At 71.3% G+C, this 18,165-nt stretch carries 17 protein-coding genes and 1 pseudogene; 14 read left to right on the top strand and 4 right to left on the bottom strand.

Going from position 1 to position 18,165, the window contains the following annotated elements:
- Window positions 1–86: 86 nt before the first annotated feature.
- The 4 genes from ACZ7DL_RS29975 (at window position 87) to ACZ7DL_RS29990 (ending at window position 3,930) form a co-directional block, all read left to right on the top strand.
- A complete protein-coding gene (locus tag ACZ7DL_RS29975; protein ID WP_470778842.1) occupies window positions 87–1,013 on the top strand; it encodes a proline dehydrogenase family protein in 927 nt (308 codons plus the stop codon).
- Window positions 1,014–1,143: 130 nt separating this feature from the next.
- Window positions 1,144–2,775, top strand: coding sequence for an L-glutamate gamma-semialdehyde dehydrogenase (gene pruA, locus ACZ7DL_RS29980; protein WP_470778843.1), 1,632 nt, complete (start codon window positions 1,144–1,146; stop codon window positions 2,773–2,775).
- Between the two features lie 158 nt (window positions 2,776–2,933).
- Window positions 2,934–3,473 (top strand): GNAT family N-acetyltransferase, encoded by a 540-nt coding sequence (locus ACZ7DL_RS29985; RefSeq protein ID WP_470778844.1) that lies wholly within the window; start codon window positions 2,934–2,936, stop codon window positions 3,471–3,473.
- A 325-nt stretch (window positions 3,474–3,798) separates the two neighbouring features.
- Entirely contained in the window at window positions 3,799–3,930 is a 132-nt protein-coding gene (locus ACZ7DL_RS29990; protein WP_470778845.1) for a hypothetical protein, read from the top strand.
- Window positions 3,931–4,050: 120 nt separating this feature from the next.
- Here the strand turns inward: ACZ7DL_RS29990 and ACZ7DL_RS29995 are convergent.
- Window positions 4,051–4,386, bottom strand: a pseudogene (locus ACZ7DL_RS29995) (fibronectin type III domain-containing protein); the annotation flags it as partial.
- 188 nt (window positions 4,387–4,574) lie between these two features.
- Here ACZ7DL_RS29995 and ACZ7DL_RS30000 point away from each other — a divergent pair.
- Both ACZ7DL_RS30000 and ACZ7DL_RS30005 read left to right on the top strand, forming a co-directional pair.
- On the top strand, window positions 4,575–5,618 hold the full coding sequence (locus ACZ7DL_RS30000; RefSeq protein WP_470778847.1) for a 3-isopropylmalate dehydrogenase: 1,044 nt from the start codon (window positions 4,575–4,577) through the stop codon (window positions 5,616–5,618).
- Window positions 5,619–5,860: 242 nt separating this feature from the next.
- Window positions 5,861–6,949: a branched-chain amino acid aminotransferase gene (locus ACZ7DL_RS30005; protein ID WP_470778848.1), complete on the top strand. Its 1,089-nt coding sequence runs from the start codon at window positions 5,861–5,863 to the stop codon at window positions 6,947–6,949.
- Between the two features lie 93 nt (window positions 6,950–7,042).
- Here the strand turns inward: ACZ7DL_RS30005 and ACZ7DL_RS30010 are convergent, their stop codons facing one another.
- Window positions 7,043–8,473 carry a cytosine permease gene (locus ACZ7DL_RS30010; RefSeq protein ID WP_470778850.1) on the bottom strand — a complete coding sequence of 477 codons (1,431 nt, stop codon included), beginning with the start codon at window positions 8,471–8,473 and terminating at the stop codon, window positions 7,043–7,045.
- A gap of 145 nt (window positions 8,474–8,618) precedes the next feature.
- Between ACZ7DL_RS30010 and ureA the strand changes: the two genes are divergently transcribed.
- The 8 genes from ureA to ACZ7DL_RS30050 all read left to right on the top strand — a co-directional run bounded on the left by ureA (window position 8,619) and on the right by ACZ7DL_RS30050 (window position 17,005).
- Entirely contained in the window at window positions 8,619–9,314 is a 696-nt protein-coding gene (gene ureA / locus ACZ7DL_RS30015) for an urease subunit gamma (RefSeq protein ID WP_470778852.1), read from the top strand.
- Entirely contained in the window at window positions 9,311–11,053 is a 1,743-nt protein-coding gene (locus ACZ7DL_RS30020) for an urease subunit alpha (protein WP_470778854.1), read from the top strand. Before ureA ends, ACZ7DL_RS30020 begins: the two co-directional genes overlap by 4 nt.
- A gap of 24 nt (window positions 11,054–11,077) precedes the next feature.
- On the top strand, window positions 11,078–12,121 hold the full coding sequence (locus ACZ7DL_RS30025; RefSeq protein ID WP_470778856.1) for an agmatine deiminase family protein: 1,044 nt from the start codon (window positions 11,078–11,080) through the stop codon (window positions 12,119–12,121).
- A gap of 26 nt (window positions 12,122–12,147) precedes the next feature.
- The gene (locus ACZ7DL_RS30030; RefSeq protein ID WP_470778858.1) at window positions 12,148–12,636 is read left to right on the top strand and encodes a hypothetical protein; all 489 of its coding nucleotides are present in this window, start codon (window positions 12,148–12,150) and stop codon (window positions 12,634–12,636) included.
- On the top strand, window positions 12,633–13,244 hold the full coding sequence (locus tag ACZ7DL_RS30035) for a TetR/AcrR family transcriptional regulator (RefSeq protein WP_470778860.1): 612 nt from the start codon (window positions 12,633–12,635) through the stop codon (window positions 13,242–13,244). The genes ACZ7DL_RS30030 and ACZ7DL_RS30035 overlap by 4 nt, the downstream gene beginning before the upstream one ends.
- Window positions 13,245–13,359: 115 nt before the next feature.
- Complete coding sequence (locus tag ACZ7DL_RS30040; protein WP_470778862.1) at window positions 13,360–14,670, top strand: MFS transporter; 1,311 nt, start codon at window positions 13,360–13,362, stop codon at window positions 14,668–14,670.
- A 285-nt stretch (window positions 14,671–14,955) separates the two neighbouring features.
- The gene (cimA, locus tag ACZ7DL_RS30045) at window positions 14,956–16,566 is read left to right on the top strand and encodes a citramalate synthase (RefSeq protein ID WP_470778864.1); all 1,611 of its coding nucleotides are present in this window, start codon (window positions 14,956–14,958) and stop codon (window positions 16,564–16,566) included.
- A gap of 13 nt (window positions 16,567–16,579) precedes the next feature.
- Entirely contained in the window at window positions 16,580–17,005 is a 426-nt protein-coding gene (locus tag ACZ7DL_RS30050) for a VOC family protein (RefSeq protein ID WP_470778866.1), read from the top strand.
- Between the two features lie 16 nt (window positions 17,006–17,021).
- Here the strand turns inward: ACZ7DL_RS30050 and ACZ7DL_RS30055 are convergent, their stop codons facing one another.
- Together ACZ7DL_RS30055 and ACZ7DL_RS30060 are read right to left on the bottom strand one after the other, a co-directional pair.
- Window positions 17,022–17,624, bottom strand: coding sequence for a GOLPH3/VPS74 family protein (locus tag ACZ7DL_RS30055; protein ID WP_470778868.1), 603 nt, complete (start codon window positions 17,622–17,624; stop codon window positions 17,022–17,024).
- Between the two features lie 49 nt (window positions 17,625–17,673).
- Window positions 17,674–18,165 (bottom strand): hypothetical protein, encoded by a 492-nt coding sequence (locus ACZ7DL_RS30060; protein ID WP_470778870.1) that lies wholly within the window; start codon window positions 18,163–18,165, stop codon window positions 17,674–17,676.

An 18,165-nucleotide genomic window follows, 5' to 3' on the forward strand; every position in this document is an offset into this window, starting at 1 on the left:
GGAGAGATCCTTAGGTTTCACGGTGGTTCTCCGTGCCGTACCCGAATAGTTGGGTTTCGGCCTACTTTTGGTCTTGGAGGTGCCCCGTGCTGGGTCCCGTGATTCTCGCCGCGTCGCGCAGCGACCGGATGCGACGCCTGATCTCGGCGGCCCCGGTGACCAAGCAGGTCGTCGACCGCTTCATCCCCGGCGAGACCGTGGCCGACGTCGCCCCGATCATCGAGGACCTGACGGCCAAGGGCCTGGAGCTGACGATGGACGTCGTCGGCGAGGACATCACCACCCCCGAGCAGGCCGCCGCCGCCCGGGACGCCTACCTGGAGCTGATCGACCGGCTCAAGGACCTGGACCTCGGCGAGAAGGTCGAGATGTCGGTCAAGCTGTCCATGTTCGGCCAGGCGCTGGAGGGCGGCCACGAGCTGGCCCTCGCCAACGTCCGCCCGGTCGTCGACGCCGCCGCCGCCATCGGTACGACCGTGACCCTCGACGCCGAGGACCACACCACCCTCGACTCGATGTTCGCCATCCACGAGGAGCTGCGGAAGGACTTCCCGCAGACCGGCTGCGTCATCCAGGCCTACCTCTTCCGCACCGAGGCCGACGCCCGCCGCCTCGCGGAGGCCGGCAGCCGCGTCCGTCTGGTCAAGGGCGCCTACAAGGAGCCCGCCGAGGTCGCCTACCAGCAGAAGCACGAGATCGACAAGGCGTACGTCCGGATCCTGCGCATCCTGATGGAGGGCGAGGGCTACCCGATGATCGGGTCCCACGACCCGCGCCTGATCGCCATCGCCCAGGAACTGGCCCACAAGGCCGGCCGCAAGCTGGACGAGTACGAGTTCCAGATGCTGTACGGCATCCGGGGCGAGGAGCACCTGCGGCTGGCCGCCGAGGGCCACCGCATGCGCGTCTACACCGCCTACGGCACCGACTGGTACGGCTATTTCATGCGCCGTCTGGCGGAGAAGCCGGCCAACCTGCGCTTCTTCCTGAGGAGCATGATCAGTCATGGCTGATGCAACTCGGCTGTGCCGCGGCCTCGGCCGGGGGCCCGGGGGTTGTCCCCCGGACAGGCACAGCCTCCGGTCGATGGTCAGCAAGGGCTGAGCCCGTAACACCCGCTCACGTACAAGGAGTTCGGATCTCATGGACGCTGTGACCCAGGTCCCCACCCCCGTCAACGAGCCGGTGCACGGCTACGCCCCCGGCTCGCCCGAGCGTGCCCGGCTGGAGGTCAAGCTCAAGGAGCTGGCCGAGAACCCGATCGACCTGCCGATGACCATCGGCGGCGAGAAGCGGATGGGCGGCGGCGAGACCATCCAGGTGGTTCAGCCGCACAACCACAAGGCCGTCATCGGCACCCTGCGCAACGCCACCCAGCAGGACGCGCGGGACGCCATCGACGCGGCCCTGGCCGCCGCGCCGGCCTGGCGCGCGATGGCCTTCGACGACCGTGCCGCGATCATCCTGCGCGCCGCCGAGCTGCTGGCCGGCCCGTGGCGCGAGACCATCGCCGCGTCCACCATGCTCGGCCAGTCCAAGACCGCTCAGCAGGCCGAGATCGACACCCCCTGTGAGCTGGTCGACTTCTGGCGCTTCAACGTCCACTACGCCCGCCAGATCATCGCCGAGCAGCCGCCGGCGAACTCCCCGGGTGTGTGGAACCGCCTGGACCACCGCCCGCTGGAGGGCTTCGTCTACGCGATCACGCCGTTCAACTTCTCGGCGATCGCGGGCAACCTGCCCACCGCCCCGGCCCTGATGGGCAACGTCGTGGTCTGGAAGCCGTCCCCGACGCAGACCCACGCGGCCGTCCTCCTCATGCAGCTGCTGGAGGAGGCGGGCCTGCCCAAGGGCGTCATCAACCTCGTCACCGGCGACGGCATCGAGGTCTCCAAGGTCGCCCTCGAGCACCGCGACCTGGCCGGCATCCACTTCACCGGCTCGACCAAGACCTTCCAGTACCTGTGGAAGACGGTCGGCAACAACATCGAGAAGTACCGCTCCTACCCCCGCCTGGTCGGCGAGACCGGCGGCAAGGACTTCCTGGTCGCCCACCCGAGCGCCGACCGCGCGGTCCTCAAGACGGCCCTCACCCGGGGCGCCTTCGAGTACCAGGGCCAGAAGTGCAGCGCCACCTCCCGCGCCTACGTCCCGGCGTCGATCTGGAACTCGGGCTTCAAGGAGGAGTTCGCGGCCGAGGTCGACTACCTGACCATGGGTGACGTCACCGACCTGTCCAACTTCATGGGCGCGGTGATCGACGAGCGTTCCTTCGCCAAGAACAAGGCGGCCATCGACCGCGCCAAGCAGGACCCCACCTGCACGATCGTCGCGGGCGGCTCCTACGACGACTCGGTCGGCTACTTCGTCCGCCCGACCGTCATCGAGTGCACCGACCCGGAGAACGAGGTCTTCAGGACCGAGTACTTCGGCCCGGTCCTCGCCGTGCACGTCTACGAGGACGACAAGTACGACCAGATGCTGGAGCAGATGGAGTCGGTCTCCGACTACGCCCTGACCGGCTCGGTCATCGCGAACGACCGCGCGGCGGCCGCGTACACGATGGAGAAGCTCCGCTACGCCGCGGGCAACTTCTACATCAACGACAAGTCGACCGGCGCCGTCGTCGGCCAGCAGCCCTTCGGCGGCGGCCGCGCCTCCGGCACCAACGACAAGGCCGGTGCCCCCCAGAACCTCCTGCGCTGGACCCTGACCCGCGCCATCAAGGAGACCCTGGTCCCGCCGACCGACTACGCCTACCCGCACATGGGCTGACCAGCCCCCTGCGACCACGGCCCGGAGAGCCCGCCACCGAGCGGGCTCTCCGGGCCGTGCCCATATGGCGGAGGCGGACGGGACGCAGGGCACCCGCCGGGGACCGGGGACCGAGGGCCGGAGGCTGAGGGCCGGGTGCCGGCGGCGATACTGCCGTCATGACTCTTCGCCCTCGGCTTGCCCACACCGCCGACCTCGAACCCGCCGAACTCCGTTCCGTGCGTGCCCTGTTGGACGCGGCCTTCGACGGCGACTTCTCCGACGGGGACTGGGATCACGGGCTGGGCGGCATGCATGCGCTCGTGCATGACGGGGGAGGGCTCGCCGCGCACGGCTCGGTGGTGATGCGCCGGGTGCGGCACGGGGGACGCTGGCTGCGGACCGGCTATGTGGAGGCCGTCGCCGTACGGGCCGACGCGCGGCGGAGCGGGCTCGGCGGGCGGGTGATGGGGGAGCTGGAGCGGGTGATCGACCGGGCCTACGACCTCGGCGCGCTGTCGGCGAGCGACGAGGGGGCCCTGCTCTACGCCGCCCGGGGCTGGCAGCGATGGCCCGGGCAGGTGCACGTCCTCTCGCCGGACGGGATCGTCCGGCTGCCGGAGGAGGAAGGGGGCGTGTACATACGACCCGCCCTCGCCGGCCCCCTCGACCCCGCCGGGGAGTTCGTCCTCGACTGGCGGGACGGGGACGTCACCTGAACCCGGCGGGCCCGGCATGGTGATCATGCCCGCCCTCGGGTCCTGTGCTCCCGCGGACAGGCTCCCCCCGAGCGCACGAAAGCCCAGCTCAGCGCGGTGTGATCCAGTCCACCGTCTCAGATAGTAGGAAGTCCGAGTAATTGGGCAGACAGACGCGGGTCGCTCCCTTAATTTGAAAGAAGCCGAACGTCTCGCTCGATCCAGCGAATGGCGGTCGTGAGCCGGGCCCGTGCAGGCAACCCCTGCGGCCGCGCTCCCCGCCTCTTCCGGCGTCTCGTATCTCCCTCACTGCCGTGCTCCGTGTTCGCCGAAGGAGTCGATTGCCATGGCCGAGACGACCGTCCGCCGCCGAGTCCGCCACGTGTCCCGGACGAACGAGTCCGACCGCAAGAACGCCGCCGCCGCCCTCCAGCGCGCCCTGGACCGCCGGGACAACGGCGGCGCGACCGGCCACTGAGCCGGACCACCAGCCGGGAGCCGCACCCTCCCCCACGCTCGGCTTCGCTCGCGCGGGGGGACTCCCCTGGGGTGCGGCGCGGCCCTCATCCGCCGCGCCGCACCTCGAAGTGGTCGATGCGCCGCCCGTGTGCAGCGGGCGCAGCTCGGCCGTGACCCGGCGCCCGAGATCATCGGGGTGCAGGCCGACGCGCACGTACGGCCGCCACACCGCGAACGGCACCTGCCAGGAGATCCGCATCCGCGTCCTCGGGTCGGCGCCGAAGGCGAGATGGCGGCCGAACGGGCGGACCACCGAGCCGGGTGCCCGCGAGGTGGCCGTGGCGGGCGCGGGCGAGCCGGTCGCACCGGTCCTGCCCGCGCAGCCGGTCACCAGGCCACTGGCCACCGCGCCCGCCGTCACCAGCGTGCGCCGGGGCACCCTGCGGCTGCGCAGGTACGCGTACTGCTCGGCCATGCTCAGCCGCTCCGCGAGCGGCCCCGGGATGCCGACATCAGGGGTCGCCGGGGAACCTTCCACCGGAGCCCAACGCCCCTGCCACGGCCGGATGAACGTCAACCGACGGGCGGACACCGCAACCCGTCCGCGTGTCCGTATGGCGGACAGTGCGTGTCATCCCATGGGACGAGGAGTAGGGTGCCCGCATGTCTCGCAGCATCGATCTCGCAGTGATCCCCGGTGACGGCATCGGCCAGGAAGTCGTGGCCGAAGGGCTCAAGATCCTCTCCGCCGTCCTGCCGCAGGATGTGAAGCTGGAGACGAAGGAGTACGACTTCGGCGCCCGGCGCTACCTCGCCACCGGTGAGACCCTCACCGACGCCGATCTCGAACAGCTCAAGCAGCACGACGCCATCCTGCTCGGCGCGATCGGCGACCCGAAGGTGCCGTCCGGCGTCCTGGAGCGGGGCTTCCTCCTCAAACTCCGCTTCGCCTTCGACCACTACGTCAACCTGCGGCCGTCGAAGCTGCTCCCCGGTGTCGGCACTCCGCTCGCCGGCCAGCCGGAGATCGACTTCATCGTCGTCCGCGAGGGCACCGAGGGCCCGTACACGGGCAACGGCGGCACCGTGCGCCAGGGCACCCCGCAGGAAGTCGCCACCGAGGTGTCCGTCAACACCGCCTACGGTGTCGAGCGCGTGATCCGCGACGCCTTCGCCCGCGCCCAGGCCCGTCCGCGCAAGAAGCTCACGCTGGTCCACAAGAACAACGTGCTGGCCTTCGCCGGGCATCTGTGGACGAACATCTTCAACCAGGTGGCCAAGGAGTTCCCCGAGGTCACCACCGACTACCACCACGTCGACGCGGCGACGATCTACCTCGTCACCGACCCGGGCCGCTACGACGTCATCGTCACCGACAACCTCTTCGGCGACATCATCACCGACCTCGCCGCGGCCGTCGCCGGCGGCATCGGCGTGGCCGCCTCCGGCAACATCAACCCCAGCCGGGAGTTCCCGTCCATGTTCGAGCCGGTCCACGGCTCGGCCCCGGACATCGCCGGCCAGGGCAAGGCCGACCCCACCGCCACCGTCCTGTCCGTCGCGCTGCTGCTGCGTCACCTCGGCTACGACGCCGAGGCCGACCGCATCGACGCGGCCGTCACCGCCGACCTCACCGCGCGGGGCTCCCTGCCCGCCCGCAGCACCTCCGAGATCGGCGACGCGCTCGCCGTACGCGTAGCCGGCTGACCCGCCGCGCTAGACAGCAAGCCGCCGGGTCGCAACCGCACCCGGCGGCTTTTCCTGTGCCTCGCCGGGTGCCACCATCAACCCTGGGCCGCTTCACCCCGATTCCTTCCGTCGTCGGCCCCCGCGCGATAATCGAACGCGGGGCCGCGATATGAGGGAATGCTCGGACGTCCTAGCACTGGCGACCAGCAGTACAGGCGTGAGCGCGGCCCGTCACTACAACCGGTGAAGGACAACCACTGATGACGACGCCCACGATCGAGCTCAAGCCCTCCGCCAGCCCCCTTGCCGCCGCAGAGCGCGAGGCGATCCTGGCCAACCCCGGGTTCGGCCGCCACTTCACCGACCACATGGTGACGATCAAGTGGACCGAGGGCCGTGGCTGGCACGACGCCCAGCTCGTTCCGTACGGCCCGATCTCCCTGGACCCCTCCACTCACGTCCTGCACTACGGCCAGGAGATCTTCGAGGGCCTGAAGGCCTACCGGCAGCCCGACGGCTCGATCGCGTTGTTCCGTCCCGAGGCCAACGCCCGCCGGTTCCGCAACTCCGCCCGCCGCATGGCCATGGCCGAGCTGCCCGAGGAGCTGTTCATCGCCGCGCTGGACGCGCTGCTCGCCCAGGACGCCGACTGGGTTCCGCCGCACGGCGGCGAGGAGGCCCTGTACCTGCGGCCGTTCATGTTCGCCACGGAGGCCGCGCTCGGCGTGCACCCGGCGAACGAGTACCTGTTCATGCTGATCGCCTCCCCGTCCGGCGCCTACTTCGCCGGCGGGGTGAAGCCGGTCACCATCTGGGTCTCCGAGGACCACGTCCGCGCGGTCCCGGGCGGCACCGGTGACGCCAAGACCGGCGGCAACTACGCCGCGTCCCTGCTGCCGCAGGCCGAGGCAGCCGCGCACGGCTGCGACCAGGTCGTCTACCTCGACGCGGTCACCCGCACCAAGGTCGAGGAGAGCGGCAGCATGAACGTCGCCTTCGTCTACGGCGACCGGATCGTCACCCCGTCGCTCACCGGCTCCATCCTGGAGGGCATCACCCGCGACTCCCTCCTCCAGGTCGCCCGCGACCTCGGCTACACCGCCGAGGAGGGCACGGTCACCCTGGAGCAGTGGCGTCAGGACGCCGCGTCCGGCGCGCTGACCGAGGTCTTCGCCTGCGGCACCGCCGCCGTGGTCACCCCGATCGGCCACGTCAAGACCAAGACGGACGGCTGGAGCCACGGCGACGGCACGCCCGGCCCGGTCACCCTGCGGCTGCGGGACGCCCTGCTCGGCGTCCAGCGCGGCATGATCGAGGACAAGCACGGCTGGATGCACCGCATCGGCTGAGCAGCGCCCCGAAGGGCCGCGGGGAACTGCGCGACCAGCCACGGCGAACGCCGCGGCCGGTCGACGGCAGTTCCCGGCAGTTCCTTCGACTCCCTAGGTCAGGGCCGCCTCGGACTCCTCCACGTCCGCGGCGGCCCTCGCCCGTTCCCGACCGGCGGTCAGCAGTAGATACACCAGCCCACCGACCGCGCCCGACAGCAGGAAGCTGCAGTCCACCCCGCCGGTCAGGGCCAGCAGCGGGCCCTCGTACGACGGCAGGGACACCGCGAGCAGGCCGACCAGGGCGCCGGCCGCCCAGGCGGCGGTGGCCCGCATGTTCCAGCCCGCCCGGTACCAGTAGATCCCGCCCTGGGAGCGGCGGTTGAAGACCTGGAGGGCGTCGGCGTCGTACACCCCGTGGCAGCGGGCGAAGCCGATGAGGGTGATGACCGCCCACGGGGTGCCGATGGCGGTGAGGAGGAGCACGAAGGACGTCATCGCCGACTGCGCGTCCCAGGCGTAGTGGCCGGCGAAGACGCAGACGGTGGCCACGACGGCCACGGTGTAGGTGGCGCTGGCGCGGGAGGCGCGGGGCAGGATCGCGTCCAGGTCCAGGCCCATGGAGTACAGCATCAGGCCCGCGTTGCCGACCGAGCCGGCGGAGGCGGACAGCAGCAGCGGCACCAGGTACCAGCCGGGGGAGGCGGCGACCAGCGGGCCCGCGTAGTCGGTGGCCGCGCGGGCCGCGTACGCCGTGAAGGTGCCGAACAGCTGGGGGAGCAGCAGGCCGAGGATCAGGCCGAGCCAGGTGGCGCGCAGCACCCGGCGGCCGGAGTGGCGGGCCGGGGAGATGTAGCGGGTGTAGTCGCCGAGCAGCGTGATGAAGGCGATGGGACCGGACAGGCCCGCCGCCACCGCCGCCAGCAGCCAGGTGGGCCAGAAGGAGCCCAGCAGATAGCCGCCCGCGTCCGGCAGCGCGGCGGTGGTGAAGTGCGGGGCGTAGGCGAGGACGCCGAGGAGCAGCAGGGCCGTCATGCCGACGGCCAGCACCCGGGACATGGCGAGCAGCACCCGGTAGCCGTAGACCGCGCCCGTGACGGTCGCCGCGGCGAGCACCGCGTAGACGAGGGCGTACGCCGGCCCGTTCGCCGGCACCCCGAAGAGCCGACCGAGGACCATCAGCATGACGTCCCCGCCGATCCACACCGTCAGCGCGGTGTAGCCGAGGGCGAGGAGCAGTCCGACCACCGAGCCGACCAGCCGGCCCCGGACGCCGAACTGGGCGCCGGAGGAGGTGGACAGGTTGGTCGCGGTGCGCAGCGAGACCAGCGCCAGTGGGGCCGTGAAGACCGTGCCGATGAGCGTGCCGGCCACGATCGCGCTCACCGACGCCCACCAGCCGAGCCCGAAGGACGGCGGCAGCCAGCCGAAGATGATCACCCCGAGACAGAGGTTGGAGCCGAGCAGGATCGAGACGAGGTCGCGCGGACCGCTGGTGCGTTCCTCGTCCGGGATGGTGTCGACTCCGCGCTGTTCCATGGGCATGGCTGGTCTCCTTCGACGGCCGCCTATCGGGTTTGAGCGACGTTCAATGTGACGTGCATGCTCGGTCCCGGTCAATGCTTCTGTTTCACGGATTCCCTGTTTAGAGTGATGCTCTAAAGTGTCGGAGACAAGGAGGTGCCGCGTCGTGAGACTGACCCCCACGGAACGTGACCGGCTGCTGCTCTTCGGAGCCGCCGAGCTGGCCCGGGCCCGCCGGGCCCGCGGCCTCCGGCTGAACGTGCCGGAGGCCACGGCGCTGATCGCGGACACCGTCTGCGAGGCCGCCCGGGACGGCAGGCGGCTCGCCGAGGCCATCGAGGCGGCCCGGTCGGTGCTCGGTCCGAAGGACGTACTGCCGGGCGTCGCCGACGTCGTCACCGAGGTCATGGTCGAGGCCGTCTTCGACGACGGCTCCCGGCTGGCGGTCGTCTCCGACCCCATCGGCGGCGGCTCGGGCTCGGAGGGTCCCGGCGCGCTGCTGCCGGGCCCTGAGCACCCCGAGCCCGAGCCGGCGCTCCACCTCACGGTCACCAACACCGCGACCGTCCCGGTCTCCGTCACCTCCCACTTCCACTTCTTCGAGGCCAACCCGCGGCTGGACTTCGTACGGGAGCAGGCCTACGGCATGCGCCTCGCCGTGCCCGCCGGGTCCTCGGTGCGGTTCGGGCCGGGCGAGAGCGCCGAGGTCGGGCTGGTCCCGATCGGCGGCAACCGGATCGCGATCGGCTTCGCCGGTCTGGTCGACGGGCCGCTGGACGCGCCCGGAGCGAAGGAAGAGGCGCTGCGCAGGGCCGCGGCCTGCGGATATCTGGGAGTCACGCCGGAAGGAGGCGAACGATGAGCCGCTCCAAGGGACGCGAGATCACCGAGTCGATCCACATCGACCCCCATGCCTACGCGGCCACGCACGGACCGCGCGCCGGCGACCGGCTCCGCCTCGGCGACTCCGGCCTGACGATCCGCGTCGAGTCCGACGCCCAGAAGTACGGCGACGAGTTCCTCGCCGGCTTCGGCAAGACCGCCCGCGACGGACTGCACCTGAAGGCCGCCGCCGTCCGCGCCACCTGTGACGTCGTGATCAGCAACGTCGTCGTGATCGACCCGGTCCAGGGGATCCGGAAGGTCTCCATCGGCATCCGGGAAGGCCGTATCTGCGGCATCGGGCGCGCCGGCAACCCCGATACCCTCGACGGCGTCGACGTCGTGGTCGGCACGGGCACGTCGATCGTCTCCGGCGAAGGCCTGATCGCCACCGCCGGTGCCGTCGACACGCACGTCCACCTGCTGTCGCCGCGCGTCATGGAGGCGTCCCTCGCGTCCGGCGTGACCACGATCATCGGGCAGGAGTTCGGCCCGGTGTGGGGCGTCGGCGTCAACTCGCCCTGGGCGCTGCGCCACGCCTTCAACGCCTTCGACGCCTGGCCGGTCAACGTCGGCTTCCTGGGCCGGGGTTCGTCCTCCGACAGCGCCCCGCTGATCGAGGCGCTGGCCGAGGGCGGCGCTTCCGGCTTCAAGGTGCACGAGGACATGGGCGCGCACACCCGCGCGCTGGACACCGCGCTCAGGGTCGCCGAGGAGCACGACGTCCAGGTCGCCCTGCACAGCGACGGGCTGAACGAGTGCCTCTCGGTCGAGGACACCCTGAGGGTGCTGGAGGGCCGCACGATCCACGCCTTCCACATCGAGGGCTGCGGCGGCGGACACGTACCGAACGTGCTGAAGATGGCCGGTGTCCCCAACGTCATCGGTTCCTCCACCAACCCCACCCTGCCCTTCGGCCGGGACGCGGTCGCCGAGCACTACGGCATGATCGTCTCCGTCCACGACCTCAAGACCGACCTGCCCGGTGACGCGGCCATGGCCCGCGACCGCATCCGCGCCGGCACGATGGGCGCCGAGGACGTGCTGCACGACCTGGGCGCGATCGGCATCACCTCCTCCGACGCGCAGGGCATGGGCCGGGCCGGTGAGACGGTCCGCCGTACGTTCGCCATGGCCGGCAAGATGAAGGCCGAGCTGGGGCCCCTGCTTCCCCATGACGGGGAGGGCGGCGACGGCGAGGGCGACGACAACGCCCGCGTCCTGCGCTACATGGCCAAGCTGACCATCAACCCCGCCATCGCGCATGGCCTCTCCCACGAGGTCGGCTCGATCGAGGTCGGCAAGCTCGCCGACATCGTGCTGTGGCGCCCGGAGTACTTCGGGGCCAAGCCGCAGCTCGTCCTCAAGTCCGGCTTCCCGGCGTACGGCGTGACCGGCGACCCCAACGCGGCCACCGACACCTGCGAACCCCTCGTGCTGGGGCCGCAGTTCGGCGCGTTCGGCGCCACGGCCGCGGACATCTCGGTCGCGTTCGTCGCGCAGGCCGCCGTCGACCAGGGCAACGACACGATGCCCACCCGCCGCCGCCGGGTAGCCGTGCGCGGCACGCGCGGCATCGGTCCGGCCGACCTGCGGCTGAACGCCCGGATCGGCGCGGTCGACGTCGACCAGCGCACCGGCCTGGTCACCCTCGACGGCGACCCGCTGCGCTCCGAACCCGCCGACTCCGTCTCCCTCAACCGCCTCTACTTCCTCTGACTCCCGGACCCAAGGACCTCTCAGATGACCACCCCCGCCGCCGACGGCTTCCGCATGCCCGCCGAGTGGACCCCGCACGAGCGCACCTGGATGGCGTGGCCCAGTCCCAACCCCACCTTCGACGACCCGGAGGACCTGCGCCTGTCCCGTATCGCCTGGGCGTCGGTGGCCCGCGCGATCCGCCGCTTCGAGCCGGTCACGGTGGTGTGCGGCCCCGGCCGGTCGGCGGACGCACAGGCGCTGCTCGGCCCCGGCATCGACACCGTGGAGCGGGAGCTGGACGACGCCTGGATGCGGGACATCGGCCCCACCTTCCTGACCGACGGCAAGGGCGAACTGGCCGCCGTGGACTGGACGTTCAACGGCTGGGGCGCCCAGGACTGGGCCCGCTGGGAGCATGACGCCAAGATCGGCGCGTACGTCTGTGACCTCGCGGGCGCGAAGACGTACGCCTCGAAGCTGGTCAACGAGGGCGGCGCGATCCACGTCGACGGCGAGGGCACCGTGCTGCTCACCGAGACCGTGCAGCTCGGCCCCGAGCGCAACCCGCACTGGTCGAAGGAGGAGGTCGAGGCCGAGATCCACGCCCACCTCGGCACCAGCAAGGCGATCTGGCTGCCGCGCGGCCTGACCGGCGACTACCCTCCCCACGGCTTCGGCACCCTCGGCCATGTCGACATCGTGGCCGCCTTCGCCCGCCCCGGTGTCGTGGTCGCGCACCACCAGCCGGACCCGGCGCACCCCGACCACGAGGTCACCAAGGAGGTCATCGGCATCCTGAAGTCGGCGACCGACGCCCGTGGCCGCGCGCTGGAGGTCGTGGAGGTGCCCGCACCGACCGTCCTGGAGGCCGACGGCCACTGGGCCGACTACTCCTACATCAACCACTACATCTGCAACGGCGGCCTGGTGCTGTGCGGCTTCGACGACCCGCGCGACGAGATCGCCGCCGGCATCTTCCGCCGCCTCTTCCCGGAGCGGACGGTCACCCTGGTGGACGCCCGGACGATCTTCGCGGGCGGTGGCGGCATCCACTGCATCACGCAACAGCAGCCGAAGACCCGGTGACGGCCGGCGTCGGGTAGAACATACGGGTGAACGTCCTGGTCTGTGCGGCCTGCGGCCGCCGTCTCAGCCCGCCGCTGCGGCTGCTGCCCGAGTTGCCCGAACGCCCCGAGTACGACGGGCGGGACGGTGCGCGGCAGGCCCCGTCGACCGTGCCGCGCGGCACCTGCGCGGTGGACCCCGAGCCGTCCGGGCGGCCGTACGTGCCGCATCCGGACCCGGAGTGGATGGGGGCGGCCCACCCCGGTGGGCCGATCATGCTCGACCCCGACGGGCCGGGGTGTCTGATGTCGGCGGGGCCGCGCGGCACGCTCGTCGTCCACCCCGCCGACACCGAGGGCCTTCTCCGCCCCAACCCGGACGTCCGGTCCACCGGATGCTGCAGCGAACCGGAAGGCGACGGACCGGACTGGGTGTGCCCCGGCTGCGGGGCGGGGGTGGCCTCACTGCTCGCCTCGTGCACCGGCCCCTACGAGACCCATTTCCTGTCCGACGCCGTACGGATGGTGCCGGCATGACCACGCCCCCGTCCCCCCGCCGCCGCACCCCCGCCCCGCCCCGCGAGGAGGTCCTCGCCGCCGCCATGGACATGATCGCCGAGCGCGGTCTGGAGAAGCTCACCATGGCGGGGCTGGGCCGCGAGGTCGGCATGAGCAGCGGGCACCTGCTCTACTACTTCCGCTCCAAGGACGAGCTGCTGCTCCAGGCCCTGGAGTGGAGCGAGGGCCGCCTCGGCGCGGAACGGGGCCGGCTGCTCGCCGGTCCCGGCAGCGCCCGCGAGCGGCTGTCCGCCTACGTCGACCTCTACGTTCCCGACGGCCACCGCGATCCGCACTGGACGCTGTGGCTGGAGGTGTGGAACCGCTCGCAGAACGCCGACGACGACGCCCGCACCCGGCAGGCCGCGATCGAGGGGGCGTGGCATCGGGACCTGGTCGCGCTGATCGCCGAGGGCGTCTCGCGGGGCGAGTTCCGGCCGGTGGACGCGGACCGCTTCGCGGCGAGGACGCGTGCGCTGCTTGACGGGTTCTCCATCCATGTCGCCATTGGCTTGCGCGGTACCGATCGTGAGCAAGTGCTGGCGCATGTGCGGGAGTTCCTCGAGGACGCGTTGCTCGTCGTTTAGCCGCGGGTCCGCCGTGGCCGGTCGTGCAGTTCCCCGCGCCCCTTGGGGCACTGCGCCACACTCGGCCGCATGGTTGAAGGAATCGTTCACTCCGGCGCCGGGCAGGTAACGGCGCATGGGACGACAACACTGGAAGAAGATCTGGGTCGGCTCGGCGGGCAACATGGTCGAGTGGTTCGACTGGTTCGTGTACGCCAGCTTCGCCACCTACTTCGCCGGAGCGTTCTTCCCGAGCGGCAACCCCACCGCCCAGCTGATGAAGACCGCCGGCATCTTCGCCGTCGGCTTCTTCATGCGCCCCGTCGGCGGCTGGCTGCTGGGCAGGGTCGGTGACCGCAAGGGCCGCAAGGCGGCGCTCACCCTGACCGTCACGCTCATGTCGGCCTCGGCGGTCCTCATCGCCGTGGCGCCCACCTACACGGTCGCCGGCTACGGCGGCGCGCTCGTCCTGCTCGTCGCCCGCCTGCTCCAGGGTTTGTCGGTGGGCGGCGAGTACGCGGCCAGCGCGACCTACCTCACCGAGGCGTCCGACGCGCGCAGCCGCGGCTTCGCCTCCAGCTTCCAGTACGTCTCCATGACCGCCGGCCAGATCGTCGGCCTCGGCCTCCAGATCATCCTGCAGCGCACCATGTCCGACAGCGCGCTGCACAGCTACGGCTGGCGCATCCCGTTCGTCGTCGGCGCGCTCGGCGCGGCCGTCGTCTTCTATCTGCGGCGGAACATGCTGGAGACCGAGGTGTACGAGGAGGACGCCTCGCACGCCGAGGAGCGCGGCACCCTGCGCGCCCTGTGGCGGCACCGGCGGGAGGCGTTCCTGGTCATGGCCCTCACCATGGGCGGCACGGTGGCCTACTACACGTACACGACCTATCTGACGAAGTACCTCTCCAACTCGGCGGGCCTGTCCAAGGAGACCGCGACCCTGGTCTCCTTCACCGCGCTGATCGTCTTCGCCTGTCTCCAGCCGCTCGCCGGCCGCCTGTCCGACCGCATCGGCCGCCGCCCGCTGCTCATCACCTTCGCGGTCGGCTCCACCTTCCTCACCGTGCCGATCATGACCCTCCTCAAGCACGCGGACGGTTACTGGCCCGCCCTCGGTCTCTCCCTGCTCGCGCTGGTCGTGGTCACCGGCTACACCTCCATCAACGCCTGTGTGAAGGCCGAGCTGTTCCCGACCGGCATCCGCGCACTCGGCGTGGCCCTGCCGTACGCCCTCGCCAACGCCCTCTTCGGCGGCACCGCGGAGTACGTCGCCCTCTGGTTCAAGAACGCGGGCGCCGAGTCCGGCTTCTACTGGTACGTGGCGGGCTGCGCCGCCGTGTCCCTGGTGGTGTACATCACCATGCGCGAGACGAAGGACCTGGACCTGGCCCGGGTGAAGGCCGCCGAGGACTCCGGGGAGTCCAGCCTGACGCCCGCATCCTGAGACGGTCGGTGAGCCGGGGGCGGGGCTGTGCCAGACTGCCCCCGTGCTCTCGTTCGCCATGATTATTGGCAGCAGGCGCGCCGGTCCGCAGTGACCACCTCGTACGACCAGGTGCGGGTGGCCACCGTCGTCCTCGACCCGCGCGCAGACCTCTCGCACCCGCGAGGGGTTTTTTCGTTTTCCGGCCCACCTTCAGCCGGGAGCGGAGCGCGAGGGAGTATTGGTGGGACGGTGGAGCCGGTCATTCCGGTAAGACCGAAGATCCACAACAGGAGCCTTGAGACCATGACCGAGACGGCAACCAGCGAGCTCGACGACTCGTTCCACGTCTTCGACACCACGCTGCGCGACGGCGCGCAGCGCGAGGGCATCAACCTCACCGTTGCGGACAAGCTCGCCATCGCACGGCACCTGGACGACTTCGGCGTGGGCTTCATCGAGGGCGGCTGGCCCGGTGCGAACCCCCGGGACACCGAGTTCTTCGCCCGCGCCCGGCAGGAGATCGACTTCAAGCACGCCCAGCTGGTCGCCTTCGGCGCCACCCGCCGCGCCGGCGCGAAGGCCGCTGAGGACCCGCAGGTCAACGCGCTGCTGGAGTCCGGCGCTCCGGTGATCACGCTGGTCGCCAAGTCGCACGACCGGCACGTGGAGCTGGCGCTGCGCACCACCCTGGACGAGAACCTGGAGATGGTCCGCGACACCGTGTCGTACCTGAAGGGGCAGGGCCGCCGGGTCTTCGTGGACTGCGAGCACTTCTTCGACGGCTACCGCGCCAACCCCGAGTACGCCAAGGCGGTCGTCCGGACGGCCTCCGAGGCCGGCGCCGACGTCGTCATCCTCTGCGACACCAACGGCGGCATGCTCCCCGCCCAGGTCCACGCGGTCGTCTCCACCGTCCTCGCCGACACCGGAGCCCGGCTCGGCATCCACGCCCAGGACGACACCGGCTGCGCGGTCGCCAACACGCTCGCCGCCGTCGACGCCGGCGCGACCCATGTGCAGTGCACCGCCAACGGCTACGGCGAGCGCGTCGGCAACGCCAACCTCTTCCCGGTGGTCGCGGCCCTGGAACTGAAGTACGGCAAGAAGGTGCTGCCCGACGGGCGGCTGCGCGAGATGACCCGCATCTCCCACGCCATCGCCGAGGTCGTCAACCTGACGCCGTCCACGCACCAGCCGTACGTGGGCGTCTCCGCGTTCGCGCACAAGGCCGGCCTGCATGCCTCCGCCATCAAGGTCGACCCGGACCTGTACCAGCACATCGACCCCGAGCTGGTCGGCAACACCATGCGCATGCTGGTCTCCGACATGGCGGGCCGCGCCTCGGTCGAGCTGAAGGGCAAGGAGCTGGGCATCGACCTGGGCGGCGACCGCGAACTGGTCGGCCGGGTGGTCGAGCGGGTGAAGGAGCGGGAGCTCAAGGGCTACACCTACGAGGCCGCCGACGCCTCCTTCGAGCTCCTGCTGCGCACCGAGGTCGAGGGCAGGCCGTTGAAGTACTTCGACGTCGAGTCCTGGCGGGCCATCGTGGAGGACCGGCCCGACGGCACCCACGCCAACGAGGCCACGGTCAAGCTGTGGGCCAAGAGCGAGCGGATCGTCGCCACCGCGGAGGGCAACGGCCCGGTCAACGCCCTGGACCGCGCTTTGCGTGTGGCGCTGGAGAAGATCTACCCGCAGCTCGCGAAGCTGGAGCTGGTCGACTACAAGGTCCGCATCCTGGAGGGCAAGCACGGCACCTCCTCCACCACCCGCGTGCTGATCTCCACCTCGGACGGCTCGGGCGAGTGGTCCACGGTCGGGGTGGCCGAGAACGTCATCGCCGCCTCCTGGCAGGCCCTGGAGGACGCGTACACGTACGGCCTCCTTCGCGCGGGCGTGGAGCCGGCCCGGTAGCCACAGTGGAGGCATGACCTCATACGAGAGTGACCTGCTGTCCCGGGCCCGCGTCGCGACCCGGCTGCCCGCGCGGGACCTGGACCGGGCACGGCGCTTCTACGCCGAGAAACTCGGTCTGTACCCCGTCGACGAGCGGCCGGGCGGGCTGCTGTACCGGTGCGCGGGCGTGGACTTCGTCGTGTTCCGCTCGACGGGGGCCTCGCCCGGCACCTTCACCCAGATGGCCTTCGAGGTGGACGACATCGAGGCGGCCGTGACGGAGCTGCGGAGCCGGGGCGTGGTCTTCGAGGAGGTCGACGTGCCCGGCTTCCGCACCCGGGGCGGCATCGCCGAGATCGAGGGCAACTACCCGAGCAAGGACGCGAGCGGGGAGCGGGGCGCCTGGTTCCGGGACAGCGAGGGGAACTTGCTGGGCATCGGCCAGCTGATCCTTTGAGGCCCGCCTGCACCGCTCAGGGCGCCCGCCAGATGTTGTCGAAGGCGATGTTCTCGATGCGGCGCCGCTCGCGTACGGCCTCCAGCTCGGTCACCGCGTCGCCGACCGTGGCCAGCACGGTGACGACCGCCTCGTCACCGGGCTCCTCCGGGACCGGCCGGTCGTCCCCGATGCCCAGGGTGGCGGCGAGGCCGGTGAGGACGGGGTCGCGGGAGTCCCAGCGGTCGGCCGCGTGGCGCCGGGCGGCGGTGTCGGCCGGGATCTCGTCCTTGCTCCGCGGGAACAGCCGGTGCCGGCGCTTGCCGGTGAGCTGCCCCGTGGACTCCAGGACATCGCGGTAGGCCACGGCCAGCCCCTGCCCGCGCCGCCACAGCCAGTCCTCGACCGTCTCGTACGGCTCCTGCCGCACGAGCGCCGCCCCCGCCTCGTCCAGCAGCCGGTCACCCGTGGTCAGCACCGGACCGGGCACGATGGACTCGCCCTCCAGGGTCAGCGCCCGGGCCCCGAGGAGGTCGATCAGCTCGGCGCCGGCGAGCGCCAGCGACAGATCACCCTGTTCGACGGGGTGCTCGCCGGGGACGTCGAGACTGACGAGGAACAGATCCTGCGGTGTGGTCATACCCCCACCATGGTCCGGCGGCGGCCGATCCGCAGCACGCCACACCGCCTCAGCACGAGTCGTCGGCGAGCCGCTCGAACGCGCTGAGGCTCATCGCCCGGTCGTCCGCCCACACCTGTCCGGGCTTCAGCCGGCCGATCTGCTCGGTGGTGAACTCCACGACCCCGTTGTAGGAGTCGCCGCCGACGTAGTGCCCGAACCCGAGGACGTAGTCGTGCCGGGGGAGCAGGCGCTGGGCTCCCCGGTGCCGGGCCTGCCAGCGGGCGGGCGGGTCGAAGAGGGGGAAGTCGGCGTCGCCGTGCAGCCCCTTCTTCTTCTGCGTGTCCCAGCCGGTGGTGACGGGACCCTCCTCGGCGCCGCGGGCCCGCCCGCCCAGGTACGGGCCCCGATAGGTGTCGTCTCCGCACGGCCGCACCACCGCGTACGGCGTTCCGTCCGCCCCGACCCGCACCCCCGCGAGCGTCAGCTCGGCGGGGCCGCAGCCGCTCACCAGCAGCATCCCGCCGATGATCCCCGCCGCCACGGCCCCCGTCCGTCTCAT

It is taken from the genome of Streptomyces sp. NPDC036984, from assembly GCF_055607665.1.